This window comes from Streptomyces sp. TN58 (assembly GCF_001941845.1).
Classification (GTDB): Bacteria; Actinomycetota; Actinomycetes; order Streptomycetales; family Streptomycetaceae; genus Streptomyces.
Window position 1 is genome coordinate 6,371,491 of record NZ_CP018870.1, and the last position, 17,126, is coordinate 6,388,616.

The window sequence follows — 17,126 nt, forward strand, 5'->3', positions numbered from 1 at the left end:
AGACGCAACGATGGCTGTCCGGACCGATCTTGACGAGGCCGCATCCGCTGGTGGAGGCTTTCGCACGACGATCGCGCATGCCGACACCAGGGACGGAGCGGTGATGACGAGCCCGGTGCTCGCTGTGGACCAGGGCACCTCGGGAACCAAAGCCCTCGTCGTCTGCCCCGTACGAGGCGTCATCGGCTCCGCCTCCGCCCCCGTACGCCCCCGCTACCTGCCGGGCGGCCGCGTGGAGGTGGACCCCCGCGAGCTGCTGGATTCGGTCGTCGGCGCGGGACGCGCCGCCCTCGCCGAGGCCGGCGAACCGGTCGCCGCGGTGGGCCTGGCCAACCAGGGCGAGACCGTCTTGGCCTGGGACCCCGCGACCGGCGAGCCGCTGACCGACGCGATCGTCTGGCAGGACCGCCGGGCCGAGCAGCTCTGCGCCGAACTGGCTCCGCACGCCGTCTGGTTGCAGGAGCGGACCGGGCTGCCCCTCGACCCGTATTTCGCCGCGCCGAAGATGGCTTGGATACGCCGTCACCTCACCCGGCAGGGCGTCGTGACGACCAGCGACGCATGGCTGGTGCACCGGCTCACCGGCGCCTTCGCCACCGACGCGGCGACCGCCGGCCGCACCCAGCTCCTCGACCTCGACACCGCCGACTGGTCGCCCGCCGCCCTGGACGCCTTCGGCCTCACCGGGGAAGCCCTGCCGGAAGTCGTCGGCGCGGACACCCGGGTCGGCACCACCACCGCCTTCGGGCCCCCGCTGCCGCTGACCGGCCTCCTCGTCGACCAGCAGGCCGCACTGCTCGCCCAGCGCGCCACCGAACCCGGAACCGCCAAGTGCACCTACGGCACCGGCGCGTTCCTCCTCGCGCAGACCGGCCCCCGCCCCCGACGCAGCACCACCGGACTCGTCGGCTGCGTCGCCTGGCAGCTCGGCGGCGAGACCAGCTACTGCCTGGACGGCCAGGTCTACACGGCCGCGTCCGCCGTCCGCTGGCTCACCGACCTCGGTGTGATCTCCGGCGCCCGGGACCTCGACACCGTCGGCGCCGCCGCCCCCGACGCCGGCGGCGTCACCTTCGTCCCCGCGCTCGCCGGCCTCGCCGCCCCCTGGTGGCGCGGCGACCTGCGCGGCTCCGTCACCGGCCTCGGCCTCGACACGACCGCCGGCCACCTCGTGCACGCCCTGTGCGACGGCATCGCCGCACAGGTGGCCGAACTGGCCGACGCCGTCGCCACCGACCTCGGCGCACCCCTGGCCGCCCTCCGCGTCGACGGGGGACTCACCCGCTCCGCCCTCCTCATGCAGGCGCAGGCCGACCTGCTGCAGATCCCCGTCGAGGTGTCGGCGCTCCCGGACGCCACGGCGCTCGGCGTGGGCGCCGTCGCCCGACTCGGCCTCGACCCCTCCCTCGGCGTCCACGAAGCCCTCCCGCTGTGGGAGCCGTCCGCCGTGTACGAGCCGAAGGCCGACGCCGGGCAGGCCGCCGAGCGCCGCGCACGGTTCCGGAGCGCGGTGGCCGCCCTGCTCGACCGCCCCGCATGACCGTCACCCGGTCCGGTCCGCTGCCCGACAGCGGCGATCCGTACGACGTGACCGTCGTCGGCGCCGGGGTGGTCGGCTCCGCCATCGCCCGCGCACTGGCCCGCCTCCCCCTGCGCACCGCCCTGATCGACGCGTCCGACGACGTCGGCAGCGGCACCTCCAAGGCCAACACCGCCATCCTGCACACCGGTTTCGACGCCGTGCCGGGCTCCCTGGAGTCCCGGCTCGTCCGGGACGGACAGCGGCTGCTCGCCTCCTACGCCGCCCAGAGCGGCATCCCCGTCGAACCGGTCGGCGCCCTGCTCGTCGCCTGGAACGAGGAGCAGCTGGCGGCCCTGCCGGCACTCGCGGACAAGGCCGTGCGCAACGGCTACCGCTCGGCCAGGATCCTCGCGGCCGCCGACGTCCGCAGCCGCGAGCCGCAGCTCGGCCCGGGCGTGCTGGGAGCCCTCCACATCCCCGACGAATCCCTCATCTGCCCCTGGACGACCACCCTCGCCTACGCCACCCAGGCCGTCCGGGCCGGCGTCCACCTGCACCTCAACTGCCCCGTGCTATCGGTCACCCCGGGCGAGCCGCACACCCTCACCACCGGCCGGGGCCCGCTGCGCACCCGCCACCTGGTCAACGCGGCGGGCCTGTACGCCGACGACATCGACCGGTTCCTCGGCCACGCGGACTTCACCGTCACCCCCCGCCGCGGCCAGCTCATCGTCTTCGACGAACTCGCCCGCGGCCTCCTGCGCCACATCCTGCTGCCGGTGCCGGACGCCCGCGGCAAGGGCGTGCTCGTCACACCGACCGTCTACGGCAACGTCATGCTCGGTCCGACCGCCGAGGACCTGGACGACAAGACGGACACCGGCTCGACCGCCGAAGGGCTCGCCCTGCTGCGGGAGAAGGGCCGCCGCATCCTGCCGGCGCTCCTCGACGAGGAGGTCACCGCCGTCTACGCCGGGCTGCGCGCCGCCACCGGGCAGGAGGACTACGCCATCCGCGCCCACCCACGCCAGCGGTACGTCACCGTGGGAGGCATCCGGTCCACCGGCCTGACCGCCTCGATGGCCATCGCCGACCACGTCGTGGACCTGCTCGCCGAAGGCGGTCTGCCCGTCACCGGCGCCCGCGAGCCGGACCCGGTGCGGATGCCGAACCTCGGCGAGGCGTTCCCCCGCCCCTACCGCGACGCCGCGATGATCGCCGCGGACCCGGACTACGGCCGGATCGTCTGCCACTGCGAGCGGGTGACCCGCGGCGAGATCCGCGACGCGCTCGCCTCGACCGTGGCGCCCGCCTCGCCCGACGGCCTGCGGCGGCGCACCCGCGCCCGGGGCGGCCGCTGCCAGGGCTTCCACTGCGGCGCCGCCGTCCGCGCGCTGTTCGAGGAGGCCCGCCGGTGAACCCTGCCGACGCATACACCGGCGGACGCGGCACACGGGCCGATGAACCGGCCGCCGTACGGGTCGATGCACGCGTGGACGTACGCGTGGACGTACTGGTCGTCGGCGCGGGCCCCGCCGGACTGGCCCTGGCCACCCGGCTGGCCCAGGCGGGCGCCGGCCGGGTCGAGGTCCTGGAACGCGAGCAGCACGCGGGCGGCATGCCGTACCACCTCCACCACGGAGGCTTCGGCCGGCCACCGCGCCCCTGGCTGGACGGGCCCGCGTACGCCCGACGGTGGGTGCGGGACGCCGTCGACGCCGGCGCCGCCGTCCGTACCGGCGTCACGGCCACCGGCTGGGCCGGGCCGCTCTGCCTGGAGACCACCGGCCCGGCGGGCCTGGAGCGGATCACCGCCCGGGCCGTCGTCCTCGCCACCGGCGCCCGGGAGCGCCCGCGCAGCGCCCGGCTCGTCCCCGGCTCACGCCCTCAGGGTGTCATGACCACCGGCGAACTGCTCCGGTCCGTCCACCAGCACGCACTGCCCGTCGGCCGACGGGCCGTCGTGGTCGGCGCCGAGCCCGTGGCCCGCCACGCCGCCGCCGTGCTGCGCGGGTCGGGCACGGCCGTGGCGGCGATGCTCACGGAGCACCCCTACGCCGCCGCCGTACCGGGAGTCCCGCTGCTGACGCGGACGACCGTCACCGAACTGCGCGGCCGCGGCCGGCTGACCGGCCTGGCCATCCGCCACCGCGACGGCCGCACGGGCCTGCTCGGCTGCGACACCGTGGTCTTCACCGGCGACTGGATCCCCGAGCACGAACTGGCCCGCCGCGGCGGCGTCCCCCTCGACCCCGGCACCCGCGGCCCCCGCGTCGACGCCTCCTTCCGTACGGAGGCGCCCGGCGTCTTCGCCGTCGGCAACGCCCTCCACGGCATCGAACGCGCGGCCACCGCGGCCCGGGAGGGGGCCGCCGCGGCGGCCCCCGTACTCGCCCACCTCGAAGGCGCCCCCTGGCCGCAGCCCGGCCCGGCCCTGGAGGTCCGGGCCCCGCTCCTGTGGGTGACCCCGAACCGGATCACCGGCACCGCCGGACGGCCGCTGCTGCTGCGCTCCGGCGCCCCCCTCACCGCCCCCGTGGTCACGGCGACCCAAGACGGCCGGACGCTGTGGCGGCGACGCCTCGCGGGCCCGGCCTCCCCGTCCCGCTCCCTGCGCGTCCCGCCCCGGTGGACGGTCCGCGCCGACCGCACCGGCGGCCCGGTCGTGCTGACCCTCGGCTGACACCACACGGCCCGCGGCACCCGTTTTCCGTCTGTTCCTCCGAAGGTCATCCCGATTCCGGATGCGCCGCCGAGGTGCGGGCAGGCGCTCACTGCCGTCACATGCCGCGACTCGGCCCCGCGGGCCCCACGCGAAACCGGAGGTACACGGTGTCCAGTACGACCTTCGCCCCGGGCGCGCCGCCTGCGGGCCTGATCGCCCTCCCGGGTGTGTACCGGCCCCAGGCGGACACCCGGTTCCTCGCCGAAGCACTCGACCACGAGGACCTGGGCCCCGGCCGGGACGTGCTGGAGATCGGTACCGGCACCGGCGCGCTGGCCCTGCACGCCGCCGGCCGCGGCGCCCGGGTCACCGCGGTCGACGTCTCCTGGCGCGCCCTGCTCACGGCCCGCCTGAACGCCCTGCGCCGCCGGCTGCCCCTGCGCCTCCTGCACGGCGACTTCGCGGCGCGCACCGCCGACCGCCGCTTCGACCTGGTCTTCGCGAACCCGCCGTACGTCCCCGCCCCCGGTACCGGGCTACCCACGCACGGCCCGGAGCGGGCCTGGGACGCGGGCCCCGACGGCCGCGCCGTCATCGACAGGATCTGCGCGAGGGCCCCGGAGCTGCTGCGGCCCGGCGGCACCCTGCTCATGGTGCACTCCGGCATGTGCGGGGCGGAGGAGACCGTCGACCGGCTGTCGGCGGCCGGACTGACCGCCGGGGTCATCGCGCGGACGGCCGTGCCTTGGGGCCCCGTCCTGCGCGGGCGCCGGGCCTGGCTGGAACGGCGGGCGCTGGCGGCCCCGTACGAGGAGTGGGAAGAGCTGGTGATCATCCGTGCCGTGTCCGTCTGACAGCGCCCCGACCCCGTCCGGCAGCGCCGCGACCGGCAGCGCCGCGACCCCGGCCAGGCGGGTGTCCGTGGACCCGCAGGGCCCCGTGCTGGTCGAGGGCCCGGTCGAGATCGCCCTCGACGACGGCACCGTCGTGCGCTCCGACCGGTTCGTCGTCGCGGTGTGCACCTGCCGGCGCAGCCGTACGTACCCGTGGTGCGACACCAGCCACCGACCCCGCGAACGAGCCGCTTCGCCCGACGAGGACGGGAACTCCCGATGACAGCAGGCAGCCACTCGAACACCGCGACGGCGACGGCGACGAAGGCCGCGCCCGCCCCCGCCGGCCCCCGCCTGGCCGAGGCGCGGGGCGAGCTGTCGGCCGCCGTGGTCCGCGCCCTCGTCTCGGGCGCCCCGCCGGACTACGCCCCGGGATCGGTGCTGCGCGCCGACCCGTGGGGCGAGGACCTGCACCTCGCCCTCTACCTCCTCTACGAACTGCACTACGCGGGCTTCGACGGGGTCGGCGACGAACGGGAATGGGACCCCGACCTGCTGCGGCTGCGGCAGGACATCGAAGCCCGGTTCCTGCACGCCCTACGCAGCGAGCTGGCGGACGGACCCCGGACCGTCGAGGACGCCTTCGCCCCGCTGCTCGTCGAGCCCGTGGACCTCTCCGGAAGCCTCAGCCACCAGCTGCAGACCGGTGGCGAGCTGTGGCAGCTGCGCGAGTACGCCGCCCTGCGCTCCCTCTACCACCTCAAGGAAGCCGACCCGCACGCCTGGGTCATCCCCCGGCTGACCGGCCGTGCCAAGGCCGCGATGGTCGCCATCGAGTACGACGAGTTCGGCGCCGGGCGCGCCGACCGCATCCACGCACGGCTCTTCGCCGAGCTGATGGCCGACCTCGGACTGGACCCCGCCTACGGCCGGTACGTCGACCAGGCACCGGCGCCCCTGCTCGCGACCGTCAACCTGATGTCCCTCTTCGGCCTGCACCGGGCCCTGCGCGGCGCCCTCGTCGGCCACTTCGCATGCGTGGAGGTCACCTCCTCACCCGGCTCCCGGCGGCTCGCCAAAGCCATGCGGCGCTGCGGGGCGGGACCCGCCGCGGAACACTTCTACGCCGAGCACGTGGAGGCCGACGCCGTCCACGAACAGGTCGTACGCCACGAGGTGATCGGTGGCCTGCTGGCCGCCGAACCGGACCTGGAGGCCGACGTCGCCTTCGGCTGCGCGGCCACCGTCCTGGTGGAGGAGCGGCTCGCCGGCCACATCCGGCGGGCCTGGAACCAGGGCCGCAGCGCGCTGCGCACCCCACTGCCGGCCCGGGACACGGACCCGGACCTGTGAGCGACCGAGAGGCGGGCGGCACCTTGGCACTGCTGGACGTGTTCACCGACGTGATCGACTATCCGGTGTACGTCGTCACCACGGCGGCCGGGGACCGGCGGGCCGGCTGTCTGGTGGGCTTCGCCTCCCAGTGCTCCATCGACCCGCCCCGCCACATGGTGTGGCTCTCCAAGGCGAACCACACCTACACGGTCGCCCGTACGGCCTCCCACCTCGCGGTGCACGCCCTACGGCACGACCAGAAGGAAACCGCCGAACTCTTCGGCAGCCGGACCGGGGACGACACCGACAAGTTCGCCCGCCTCGCCTGGCACCGGTCGCCCCACGCGCCCGCGCCGATCCTGGACGACGCGGCCGCCTGGTTCCTCGGCCGGATCGAGACGCGCGTCGACGGCGGCGACCACGTCGGCTTCCTCCTGGAACCCGTCGACGCCGGCCGTCCGGGCCCCGAACGGCCGTCCCTGCTGCTCCTCGGCGACGTCGTGGACCTCACCCCCGGCCACCCGGCCTGACCGGCGCAAATCCCCCGCCACGCCCCACCCCGGCCGGGCCGGGCACCCCCTCGCCCTCCTTTTGCGGTCCCCACGGGCCGCGCCGAGACTGGACCCGCGTGTGATCAGCCGACCAGCGAACGGACGATGGGAGAAGACATGTCCGAGTACGGAAACGGATTCGCCTGCACAGCCGGTGCCGAGGACTTCACCGCCACGGCACACCGGCACGGCAAGGGCGGGCGCCGGGTCACGGTGAAGGGCACGTGCGCATGCCGCACGCCCGGCTACCGGCTCCAACTGGACCTGGCCTCCCCACCGATCGTGCCGGTTCCCGAGGAACTCCACCTGGAACTGGCCGAGGTCGCGCCGACCGGCACTGTCGCCCAGGTCATCACACCCACCGACGTCGAAGGCGAGTTCGAGATCGGCGACGAGGTCGAACGGGTCGTCATCCGCAACCGGAACATCACCGTACTGGTCAAGGAGGGCTGAGTCCGAGGAGGGCTGAGTCCGGCCCCTGGTGCCACCGCCACTGACATTCCGTCAGGTAGGGACCGCCGCGCCGCGCCGGGTTTCCAGTTCACCCCCACGGGTGAAAATGGGGGTCGGGGCGCGGACGTGGGGGGCGGCATGCCGGTGTTGCTCGTACGGGAGAACGGCAGGGCACGCGGCTGGCCGGCCTGCGTCGGGGCGGTCGGCCTCGGCGCGGCAGCCCTGGCCCTGGCCTCGGTATGGACCAGCGGAGGGTGGGCCACGGGCATCGGCGCCGCCGTCACCACCCTCTCCGGGCTCCTCGCCGAGCGGCTGCAGCCGCAGCGCGAGGCGGCCGCGGCAGGGGACGCCGACCGGACCGGAGCCGACGCGCTGCTGCGCACCGCCGGGGGCCGGATCCCCACACTGCGGCAGGTGGACCGCCCCGAGCCGGCCGGCGCCCACCCCGCGGACGGGCGCCCCGCCGACGGCGGCCGGGTGCCGGGCGCCGCCCCCGCCTACATCCGCCGCGACGTCGAACCCCAGCTGCGCGAGGCGCTCGGCCGAGCCGGATTCGTGCTCCTGGTGGGGGAGTCCACCGCGGGGAAGTCCCGGCTCGCGCACGAGGTGGCCCGCGCGCTCTTCCCCCGGCACGCCTTCGTGCGCCCGCTGGGCAGGGCCGCGCTCCCGCAGGCCCTGCGCGTGGCCGGCGCGCGGCGGCGGGCCGTGCTGTGGCTCGACGACCTGGAGGAGTTCCTGGGCGCGGACGGACTCACGACCGCCATGCTGGCCGCACTGCCGGCGCCGGTGCCGGGCCGCCGGATCGTGCTGGCGACCATGCGCACGCAGGAGTTCCGGCGCTTCGACGCCCGCGAGGAGAGCCGGCTGACGGGTTCCGACCGGGACGCCTGGCGCACCCAGCGGGACGTGCTCCGGCAGGCGGAGGTGGTACGGCTGGCCCGGCACTGGTCGCCCGACGAGCGCGCGCGGGCCGCCGCCCACGCGGAGGACCCGAGGATCGCGGCGGCCCTGCGGGCCGGCGAGCGCTTCGGCATCGCGGAAGTTCTCGCGGCCGGACCGGAGTTACTGGCGGCCTGGCACGACGCCTGGACCCCCGGCGCCAATCCGCGCGGTGCGGCCGTGGTCGCGGCCGCCGTGGACTGCCGGAGGGCCGGGCTGCGCGGCCCGGTGAGCCGCGACCGGCTGCGCGCACTGCACGGCCCCTACCTGGCGCAGCGCGGCGGCGGCGACCTCCAGCCGGAACCCTTCGACGAGGCGATGAACTGGGCCTGCACCGCCGTCTACGCCACCAGCGGCCTGCTCGTCGGCAACTACACCCAGGGCTACACGGCCTTCGACTACCTGCTCAACATCCCCGGCCTCGCCCCGGTCCCCGAGCACCTGTGGCAGGCGCTCCTCTCCGGCGTCACGGCCGCCGAGGCCTACGACATGGGCCTGCTGGCCCACCAGGAAGGCCGCCCCGCGCGGGCCGCCGAAGCACTCTCCCGGGCCCAGCTGGGCGGGGTCCCCGGAGCCGACTTCCTGCTCGCCATCACCGTCGGGGACGCGGGCCGGCCGCGCCGCGCCGCCGCCGACCTGGCGGCGATCACCAGGCGGCGCGAGTACGCGCTGGGCCCCTGCCACCCCGACACCCTCGCCGCCCGCCACCAGCTGGCCTTCTTCACCGGCGAGGCCGGCAACCCGCACGCCGCGGCCGGAAGGTTCGCCGCCCTCGCCGCGGACACGGCGTCCGTCCTCGGACCCGGTCACCCCGACACCCTCGCCGCCCGCAGCGAACTGGCCTACTTCACCGGCGAGTCGGGCGCCCCCGCCGAAGCGGCCCGGCAGCTGTCCCGGCTCCTCGCCGACCGGCTGCGGGTGCAGGGCCCGGAGGACCCCCAGGTGCTGGCCACCCGGCGGAGCCTGATCTGGTACCGGGGCGGCGAACCCGCCCGCACCGAGGCCGAGCTGGCCGAGCTGCTCGCCGACGCCGAACGCTGCCTCGGCCCCGACGACCCGCACACCCTCGCCGTCCGCAGCAGCCGCGCCGCCCTCGCGGGCCGGGCGGGCCGTACCGCCGAGGCGGCGGCGGCCTGGGAGTCGCTGGTGGCCGACCGTACCCGGGTCATGGGCCCCGACCACCCGCACACGATCTACGCCCGGCTGGAGTGGGGCCGCGCGCTGGCCTCCTCGGACCGTCCAGAGGACGCCCGCGCCGTGCTGACCCGCACCCTCGGCGAAGCGCGGGCCCGGCTGGAGCCCGGCCACCGCCATCTGCGCCTGGCCCGGGAGCTGCTGGCGGGCCTGCCGCCGCCGGGCGGGCACCCGGCGTAACCCGCGCGGCCCGCCCCGGGCGCCTCCGGCGTGGGGCACCGTACGATGATCCCGTGACCTCCACCCGCCCGCCGGTGAACCGACGCCCCTCGGTGTCCGGTGCCGCCCTGCGTGTGCTGGTGCTGGCGGTGCTGGCCGGAATCCTCGGCATGCACGCCCTGGGGCCGGCACCGGCGCGTGCCACCCTGCCCCCGGAGGCACACCACGCGATGGCCGCGGACCACGGCGCCCCCGCGGGCGGGCGGACGGCCGGGGACTGCTCGCACCCCGACGGCGGCTCCGGTCATTCCGGTCACGCGGACGCCACCTGCGCGGCCGCCGGCACCGCCTCCGGGTACACGCCGCCCGCGCTCGCGGAGTCGCCGGCCGGCGCGTCCGCGGTGTCCTCCTCCGCTCCCGCCGCCCCGCCGGCCGCGGCCGTCCCCCGCGCACCGCCCGATCTCGCCGAACTACAGCTCCTGCGGATCTAGAGCGTGTTGCGAAAGTCCCGTCCGGCTCGCGGTGCCTGGCACGGCACCTCGCCGCGTTGTCGGGATCGTCGGCGTACGACCGGTACGCGGGCGTCCCTCCGCCTTGCGAGGCACCGCACCAGACACCGCGAGCACCGCCCTGCGGGCGGACGACGCCACTTTCGCAACACTCCCTACCCCCGCACGACGCCACCGGCACACGCCGGCCGGCCGGTCGTGCCCCGGGCACACTCTCCATCCGTTCTTCCCGCGCGCCCGAGACCGGGCCGCGGACCAAGGAGCAGCACCATCATGACCAGCAAGCGTTCCCTCTTCCGCCGTGCCGCCGCGGTGGTCTCGGCCGGTGCCGCCGCCGTCGTCCTCGCCGCCTGCGGTGGCGGCGACGGCGCGGGCGGCCACGACGGCCACGGCAGCGCGTCCCCGTCTGCCCCCGCGTCGGCCCAGTCCCCGGGTCCCGCGGGCCAGGGGCAGCACAACGCGGCCGACGCCGCCTTCGCCAAGGGGATGATCCCGCACCACCGCCAGGCCGTGGAGATGGCCGACCTCGCGCCCTCCCGCGCCGGTTCGGCGGAGGTGAAGAAGCTCGCCGAGGACATCAGGAAGGCCCAGGACCCCGAGATCAGGACCCTGTCCGGGTGGCTGACATCGTGGGGTGAGCAGGTGCCCGCCGAGAACGCCACGGACCACTCGGGGCACGGCATGGCCGGGATGATGACCGCGGAGCAGATGGACCGGCTGAAGGCCGCTTCGGGCGCGGCGTTCGACACCGCCTTCATGGAGCTGATGGTCGAACACCACGAAGGCGCGGTGGCCATGGCGAAGACGGAGCAGGCACAGGGCGCCTTCCCCGCGGCCAAGACGATGGCCGACGCGATCATCACCTCCCAGACCGCCGAGATCGCCCAGATGAACAAGCTCCTCGGCAAGAGCTGACCCGTACCGGGCCGTAGCGGTGTCCGTACCGCGCCGGGGCGCGTGAACGCCCCGGCGCGGTACGGCCGTGCGGCCTGGCACGGAGCGCATTTCGCGGGCGGGGCGTACGGCGCGTACGGCGCGGGACCGTTCCGACAGAACCGATTCTTCTTTGGGGGTAGGGCACAGATGGACAAGGACAGGATCCTGGTGGTCGGGGGCTACGGCGCCGTGGGCGCGACGGTCGCCTCGACGCTCGACGGCTGGTTCCCCGGCCGGGTCGTCGTCGCCGGGCGCGACGGGGCCAGAGTGCGGGCGCTCGGCGGGGTACGCGCCGACGTGTCCGATCCGGACGGCTTCCGGCGGACGCTGGAGGAACTGGGCGACGTGGCGGCCGTCGTGCTGTGCGTGGAGCCGCCCGACACGCGGCTCGCACGCGTCTGCCTGGAACGCGGCGTGCACCTCGTCGACATCGGTGCCACCAGGCGGCTGCTCGACGGGACCGCGGAACTGCACGACGTGGCGGCCGGGGCCGGCGCCACCGCCGTCCTCAGCGTCGGTGTCGCCCCGGGCCTGAGCAACCTCCTCGCCCGCCGGGCGCACGAGGCCGTCGGCGGGGCGGACCGCATCGACCTCACGGTGATGCTCGGCGCCGGCGAGCGGCACGGCGCCGACGCCGTGCGCTGGACGGTCGAGGGCCTGGCCGAGCCGCCGGCCGGAGCGCCGCTGCGGACCGCGCTCCCCGGCCACGGCACGCGCACCGCGCACCCCTTCCCCTTCTCCGACCAGTACACGCTGCGTCGCACGCTCGGCGTGGCGCAGGTGACCACCCGGCTGTGCCTGGACTCCGAGCCGCTGACCGCCGCGCTGTTCGGGCTGCGGGCGGCGGCCCGCCGGCCCGCGGTGCGGCGCGCCCTGACGGCCTCCTTCAGCCGCGTCCACCTGGGCGGTGACGGCTTCGCCGTCCGCGTCGACGCCCGACGCGGTGGCCGCCACGCCGCGTACGCCGTCACCGGCCGGGCGCAGAGCCGCTTCACCGCGCTGGCCGCCTCGTACGCCACCAGGGAACTGCTCGCCGGCTCCCCGCCCCCCGGGGTCCACCACATAGAGCAACTGCCCGCACTGGCGGGCCTCCCGGAAGCCCTCGCCGCGCACGGCCTGACCGTGTGGCGCCGCGGGGAGGCGCCCCCGGCCTGATCCGTGCGGCGGCCGGAAAACCCGTGGACCGGCCCCGTGCGCCTACGGGACACTCCGACTCCTGTCCTGCCGGTCCGACTACACAGGGTTTGGGATGGGATCGCCAAAATCGCGCGACAGCATGCCGAGCAGGGGCTCGGTACTCCTCGCACTCCGCTACTACGGACGGGAACTGGCGCGCCTGCGCCGGCTCGCCGTCCCCGCCATGCTGCTCCCGGCGCTGGGCAACATCGGCATCTTCTACGTCGCGCCTCTGGTCGTCGCCAAGCTCGTCGGCCAGGTCGCCGAGGGCGGCGGCGCCGGCCTCGACACCATGCTGCCCCACGTCATCGCCTTCGCCGGCGTCCTGCTGCTGGCGGAGGCGCTGTGGCGGATCGGGCTGCACTGCCTCAACCGCCTCGACGCCCGGGGCATCGAGCACCTCTACGTCGTGGGCATGGACGAACTCTTCGCCAAGGACGCGGCGTTCTTCCACGACAACTTCGCCGGATCGCTCACCAAGCGGGTGCTCAGCTTCGCCTCCCGCTTCGAGGAGTTCGTCGACACACTGACGTTCTCGGTCATGGGCAGCTTCGTGCCGCTGCTGTTCGCGTCGGTCGTGCTGTGGCAGTACGAGCCCATGCTCGTGGTCGGCCTCCTCACGCTGATCGCCCTGACGGCGCTGTGCGTCGCCCCGCTCATCCGCCGCCGCCAGACCCTCGTCGCCCAGCGCGAGGAGGCGATCGCCCGGGTCTCGGGCCACGTCGCCGACAGCCTGACGAACATGGACACGGTCCGGGCGTTCGCCGCCGAGGACCGCGAGGCCGCCGAACACCGGTCCCGCGTCGCCGAGTCGCGCCGGCTGACGCTGCGTTCGTGGGACTACGGCAACCTGCGCATCGACACGCTGGTCGCGCCCCTGTCCGTCCTGACCAACGTGCTGGGCCTGCTGCTCGCCGTCGTCCTCGGCGCGGGGGACCACGGGGTGGAGGCGATCATCGTCACCTTCACCTACTACGCCAACGCGACCCGCATCATGTTCGAGTTCAACCAGATCTACCGCCGGCTGGAGAGCTCGATGACGGAGGCCGGGCAGTTCACCGAACTCCTGATGCAGCCGCCGACGGTGCTCGACCCGGTGGCGCCGGAGCCGCTGCGCTCCGAGGGCGCCGGCGTACGGTTCGAAGGGGTGAACTTCTCCCACGGCGGTGGGCGGCCGCTCTTCGAGGGCCTGGACCTGGACGTGCCCGGCGGTTCGAAGCTCGGCCTCGTCGGCCGGTCCGGCGGCGGCAAGACCACGCTCACCCGGCTGCTGCTGCGGATGACGGACGTCGACGGCGGCCGGATCCTGATCGGGGGCCAGGACATCAGCCGGCTGCGCCAGGCGGACCTGCGCAGCAGGCTCGCCTACGTGCCGCAGGACCCGGCGATGTTCCACCGCACCCTGCGCGAGAACATCGCCTTCGCCCGGCCCGGGGCCACCGAGGCCGAGATCCGCCGTGCGGCGGAGGCGGCGCACGTCACGGAGTTCGCCGACGCCCTCCCCGACGGGTTCGACACCATGGTGGGCGAGCGCGGCGTCAAACTCTCCGGCGGACAGCGCCAGCGGGTCGCCCTCGCCAGGGCCGTCCTGCGCGACGCGCCGATCCTGCTGCTCGACGAGGCCACCAGCGCCCTGGACTCGGAGAGCGAGGTCCTGGTCCAGGAGGCGCTGTGGCGGCTCATGGAGGGCCGGACGGCGCTGGTGGTCGCGCACCGGCTGAGCACCGTGGCCACCATGGACCGGCTCGTCGTCCTCGACCGCGGCCGGATCGTGGAGCAGGGCACCCACCAGGAACTCCTCACGACCGGGGGCGCCTACGCCAAGCTGTGGAAGCACCAGTCCGGAGGATTCCTGCACGACACCGACACCGACACCGACACCGACACCGGCACCCGCACCGACACCCGCACGGGCACCGACACCCGCGCGCGCTACGAGCTGAGCTGAACGCGGGCCGTGTCCGTGTCCTGTGGAGCGGGGCGGCCGGAGATGCATAGCTTGTCCTGATGTGAGCTCCGACATCGAAGGCGAGAAGGTCCTGGGCCGGCGCCGGCTGACCCGGGCGGTACTGACGGCCGCGGCCGCCGTGGGCGCCGGGCTGGTGGCCGGCTCCTCCCACGTGCCCATGGCCCCGCGCGTCGGCGGAGGCGCCGGCTCGCGGCCCACCACCCCGGCGTCTGCACTCCGCGAACTCGGGGCGGGCAACGGCCGCTGGCGGACCTACCACGAGCGCCACCCCGACCAGACGCGGACCGTGCGGCGCACGCTCGTCGCCGGCCAGCACCCGTTCGCCGTCGTCCTCGGCTGCGTCGACTCCCGGGTTCCGCCGGAACTGGTCTTCGACCAGGGCCTCGGCGACCTCCTGACCGTGCGCTCGGCGGGCGCGGTACTGGACGAGGCGGTCCTGGGGAGCATCGCGTACGGGGTCCTCGAACTGCGCATCCCGCTGGTCGTCGTCCTCGGACACCAGTCGTGCGGGGCCGTCTCCGCGGCCGTCCGGGCCGCGGAGGGCGGACCGCCCCTCCCGGGACACATGCAGTACCTGGTCGACCAGATCCGCCCGGCCGTCGACCGCCGTCTGCGTGGAGCCGCGCGGATCGACGCCGCGATCACCGCCAACGTACGGCTGGTGCGCGAGCGGCTGGCCGCCGAGCCGGAGATGGCAGCCAAGGCCGCCGCGGGGGCCCTGGCCGTGGTCGGAGCCCGGTACGAACTCACCAGCCAGCGGGTGCGCATGGTCCGCTGAGCCCACCCGTCCGCCCTCGAAACCCCGTTCGTCAACCACGCGGGGCCTTCCCGCACGTCCGGGTGGTAGTTCCCCGGCCGGGGCCCCTTTCGGCGTTCACGGCGTCCCGGGGCCGGGAGAGTTGGTTCATGATCAACGAGCCTTCCCCCACCCCTGCCGCCACTCCCGACCCGGCGGACGGGCACGCTCCGGACCCGGCCCGCCGGCCCTCGCGCCGCACGCTCATCGCCGGGGCCGCCGCGGTCGCGGGAGCCGGCGCCCTCAGCGTCGCCGCCGCCTCCGCCGGGACCCCGCAGGCCCCGTCCGGCTCCGCGGGCCCCGACTGGGAGACCTGCCTCACCGTCGCCCGGGCCATCCTCGTACGGGGCGACGACGACCAGCCCCTGGTACCCGGCTACGCGGACGTCCTCCTCCGCAACGGCCTGCCGCGCTCCCGGATGCCCCGCAGGAAGGTGCTCGTCGTCGGCGCCGGGCCGGCCGGCCTGACCGCCGCCCACCTGCTGCGCGAGGCCGGCCACGAGGTCACCGTCATCGAGGCCAACGGCAACCGCGTCGGCGGCCGCATCAAGACCTTCCGCACCGGCGGACACGAGAAGTCCCCCGCGGCCTTCGCCGACCCCAAGCAGTACGCCGAGGCCGGCGCCATGCGGATCCCGGACAGCCACCCCCTCGTCACCGGCCTGATCGACAGCCTCGGCCTCAAGCGCAGGCGCTTCCACCTGGTCGACGTCGACGGCTCCGGCCGCCCCGCCTACCGCACCTGGATCCTCGTCAACGGCGTCCGCGTCCGCCGCGCCGACTACGCGCGCGCCCCGCAGGCCCTCAACCGCTCCTTCGGCGTGCCGGCGGCCTACGAGGGGATCCCCGCCGCGCAGATCGTCCGCAACGCGTTCGCCCCCGTACGCAAGGAGATCGACGGCAAGAAGGACAAGGCGCTCGTCGAGGGCTGGGCCCGGGTCATCCAGCGCTACGGCCACATGTCGATGTACCGCTACCTCACCGAGGAGGCGAAGCTCGACGAGCGCACGATCGACCTGATCGGAACCGTCGAGAACCTCACCTCCCGGCTCCACCTCGCCTTCGTGCACAGCTTCATCGGGGCCTCGCTCATCAGCCCCGACACCGCCTTCTTCGAGCTGCCCGGCGGCACCGCCACCCTGGCCGACGCGCTCTACGCCCGCGTCCGGGACATCGTGCGGCTCGACCGCCGCGCCACCCGCATCACCCACGGGGACGGCAAGGTCAGCGTCGACACCGTCTCCGAGGGCCGCGACGGCCGCCCCGTACAGCGCGAGACCTTCACCGGCGACACCGCGATCATCACCGTCCCCTTCTCCGGCCTGCGCCACATCCCGGTCACCCCCGCGCTCTCCTACGGCAAGCGGCGCGCGATCACCGAGCTGCACTACGACGCGGCCACCAAGGTGCTGCTGGAGTTCAGCCGCCGCTGGTGGGAGTTCGACGAGGCCGACTGGAAGCGCGAGCTGGAAGCCGTGCAGCCCGGCCTCTACCGCAAGTACCAGCTCGGGCAGACCCCGGAGGACGGCGCGCTGCTGGGCGCCCACTCCTCCGTACCGCGCAGCGGCATCTCCGGCTCCCAGCGAGCCCACTACGCGGCCTGCCGCAGCCTCACCCGCGACCAGCCCGAGGCCGCCGGGGTCATCGGCGGCGGCTCGGCCACCGACAACCCCAACCGCTTCATGTTCCAGCCGTCCTACCCGGTCGAGGGCAGCCGCGGCGGCGTCGTGCTCGCCTCCTACAGCTGGTCGGACGACGCCCTGAAGTGGGACTCCCTGGACGACGACGAGCGCTACCCCCGCGCCCTCGCCGGCGTCCAGGAGGTGTTCGGGCAGCGGATCGAGGTCTTCTACACGGGCGTCGGACGCACCCAGTCCTGGATGCGCGACCCGTACGCCTACGGCGAGGCCTCCGTGCTCCTGCCGGGCCAGCACACCGAGCTCTTCCCGCACGTGCGCCGGGCCGAGGGGAACCTGCACTTCGCGGGCTGCCACACCTCCGTGAAGCCGGCGTGGATCGAGGGCGCCCTGGAATCCGCGGTGCGCACCGCCCTGGAGGTCCACACGTCGGCATGACCGGCGGCGGGCCT

Annotated in this window: 15 protein-coding genes; all 15 read left to right on the forward strand. The window is 75.1% G+C overall.

All coding sequences use genetic code 11. The features are described 5' to 3' along the window. Window positions 1-103: 103 nt before the first annotated feature. The 15 genes from BSL84_RS28705 (at window position 104) to BSL84_RS28775 (ending at window position 17,112) form a co-directional block, all read left to right on the forward strand. The gene (locus BSL84_RS28705; protein WP_075971474.1) at window positions 104-1,540 is read left to right on the forward strand and encodes an FGGY family carbohydrate kinase; all 1,437 of its coding nucleotides are present in this window, start codon (window positions 104-106) and stop codon (window positions 1,538-1,540) included. Then, the gene (locus BSL84_RS28710; RefSeq protein ID WP_075971475.1) at window positions 1,537-2,940 is read left to right on the forward strand and encodes an FAD-dependent oxidoreductase; all 1,404 of its coding nucleotides are present in this window, start codon (window positions 1,537-1,539) and stop codon (window positions 2,938-2,940) included. The genes BSL84_RS28705 and BSL84_RS28710 overlap by 4 nt, the downstream gene beginning before the upstream one ends. Window positions 2,941-3,014: 74 nt before the next feature. After that, window positions 3,015-4,205, forward strand: a complete 1,191-nt coding sequence (locus BSL84_RS28715) for an NAD(P)/FAD-dependent oxidoreductase (RefSeq protein ID WP_075972282.1) — start codon at window positions 3,015-3,017, stop codon at window positions 4,203-4,205. Between the two features lie 101 nt (window positions 4,206-4,306). Then, window positions 4,307-5,041, forward strand: coding sequence for a HemK2/MTQ2 family protein methyltransferase (locus BSL84_RS28720; protein WP_051873326.1), 735 nt, complete (start codon window positions 4,307-4,309; stop codon window positions 5,039-5,041). After that, entirely contained in the window at window positions 5,025-5,303 is a 279-nt protein-coding gene (locus tag BSL84_RS28725; protein WP_030030834.1) for a CDGSH iron-sulfur domain-containing protein, read from the forward strand. Before BSL84_RS28720 ends, BSL84_RS28725 begins: the two co-directional genes overlap by 17 nt. After that, window positions 5,300-6,373 (forward strand): iron-containing redox enzyme family protein, encoded by a 1,074-nt coding sequence (locus tag BSL84_RS28730; RefSeq protein WP_079273330.1) that lies wholly within the window; start codon window positions 5,300-5,302, stop codon window positions 6,371-6,373. Before BSL84_RS28725 ends, BSL84_RS28730 begins: the two co-directional genes overlap by 4 nt. Then, window positions 6,370-6,885 carry a flavin reductase family protein gene (locus tag BSL84_RS28735; RefSeq protein WP_037663582.1) on the forward strand — a complete coding sequence of 172 codons (516 nt, stop codon included), beginning with the start codon at window positions 6,370-6,372 and terminating at the stop codon, window positions 6,883-6,885. Before BSL84_RS28730 ends, BSL84_RS28735 begins: the two co-directional genes overlap by 4 nt. Before the next feature lie 138 nt (window positions 6,886-7,023). Next, complete coding sequence (locus tag BSL84_RS28740; RefSeq protein ID WP_030030831.1) at window positions 7,024-7,359, forward strand: hypothetical protein; 336 nt, start codon at window positions 7,024-7,026, stop codon at window positions 7,357-7,359. 138 nt (window positions 7,360-7,497) lie between these two features. Further along, on the forward strand, window positions 7,498-9,672 hold the full coding sequence (locus BSL84_RS28745; RefSeq protein WP_075971476.1) for a tetratricopeptide repeat protein: 2,175 nt from the start codon (window positions 7,498-7,500) through the stop codon (window positions 9,670-9,672). Window positions 9,673-9,725: 53 nt separating this feature from the next. Beyond that, window positions 9,726-10,142 (forward strand): DUF6153 family protein, encoded by a 417-nt coding sequence (locus BSL84_RS28750; RefSeq protein ID WP_045321255.1) that lies wholly within the window; start codon window positions 9,726-9,728, stop codon window positions 10,140-10,142. A 291-nt stretch (window positions 10,143-10,433) separates the two neighbouring features. Further along, on the forward strand, window positions 10,434-11,075 hold the full coding sequence (locus BSL84_RS28755) for a DUF305 domain-containing protein (protein ID WP_045321251.1): 642 nt from the start codon (window positions 10,434-10,436) through the stop codon (window positions 11,073-11,075). A gap of 168 nt (window positions 11,076-11,243) precedes the next feature. Beyond that, window positions 11,244-12,251 carry a saccharopine dehydrogenase NADP-binding domain-containing protein gene (locus BSL84_RS28760; RefSeq protein ID WP_234363541.1) on the forward strand — a complete coding sequence of 336 codons (1,008 nt, stop codon included), beginning with the start codon at window positions 11,244-11,246 and terminating at the stop codon, window positions 12,249-12,251. A gap of 121 nt (window positions 12,252-12,372) precedes the next feature. Then, window positions 12,373-14,220, forward strand: coding sequence for an ABC transporter ATP-binding protein (locus BSL84_RS28765; RefSeq protein WP_420718794.1), 1,848 nt, complete (start codon window positions 12,373-12,375; stop codon window positions 14,218-14,220). A 61-nt stretch (window positions 14,221-14,281) separates the two neighbouring features. Continuing rightward, window positions 14,282-15,019, forward strand: coding sequence for a carbonic anhydrase (locus tag BSL84_RS28770; RefSeq protein WP_051873363.1), 738 nt, complete (start codon window positions 14,282-14,284; stop codon window positions 15,017-15,019). 128 nt (window positions 15,020-15,147) lie between these two features. Then, window positions 15,148-17,112 (forward strand): flavin monoamine oxidase family protein, encoded by a 1,965-nt coding sequence (locus tag BSL84_RS28775; protein WP_079273332.1) that lies wholly within the window; start codon window positions 15,148-15,150, stop codon window positions 17,110-17,112. Window positions 17,113-17,126: the final 14 nt, after the last annotated feature.

Excerpts from the sequence above, each read along its gene's own strand:
- BSL84_RS28705 (WP_075971474.1), top strand. The coding sequence starts at position 104 with ATGACGAGCCCGGTGCTCGCTGTGGACCAGGGCACCTCGGGAACCAAA.
- BSL84_RS28710 (WP_075971475.1), top strand. The coding sequence starts at position 1,537 with ATGACCGTCACCCGGTCCGGTCCGCTGCCCGACAGCGGCGATCCGTAC.
- BSL84_RS28720 (WP_051873326.1), top strand. The coding sequence starts at position 4,307 with ATGCCGCGACTCGGCCCCGCGGGCCCCACGCGAAACCGGAGGTACACG.
- BSL84_RS28730 (WP_079273330.1), top strand. The coding sequence starts at position 5,300 with ATGACAGCAGGCAGCCACTCGAACACCGCGACGGCGACGGCGACGAAG.
- BSL84_RS28740 (WP_030030831.1), top strand. The coding sequence starts at position 7,024 with ATGTCCGAGTACGGAAACGGATTCGCCTGCACAGCCGGTGCCGAGGAC.
- BSL84_RS28745 (WP_075971476.1), top strand. The coding sequence starts at position 7,498 with ATGCCGGTGTTGCTCGTACGGGAGAACGGCAGGGCACGCGGCTGGCCG.
- BSL84_RS28755 (WP_045321251.1), top strand. The coding sequence starts at position 10,434 with ATGACCAGCAAGCGTTCCCTCTTCCGCCGTGCCGCCGCGGTGGTCTCG.
- BSL84_RS28760 (WP_234363541.1), top strand. The coding sequence starts at position 11,244 with ATGGACAAGGACAGGATCCTGGTGGTCGGGGGCTACGGCGCCGTGGGC.
- BSL84_RS28765 (WP_420718794.1), top strand. The coding sequence starts at position 12,373 with ATGCCGAGCAGGGGCTCGGTACTCCTCGCACTCCGCTACTACGGACGG.
- BSL84_RS28775 (WP_079273332.1), top strand. The coding sequence starts at position 15,148 with ATGATCAACGAGCCTTCCCCCACCCCTGCCGCCACTCCCGACCCGGCG.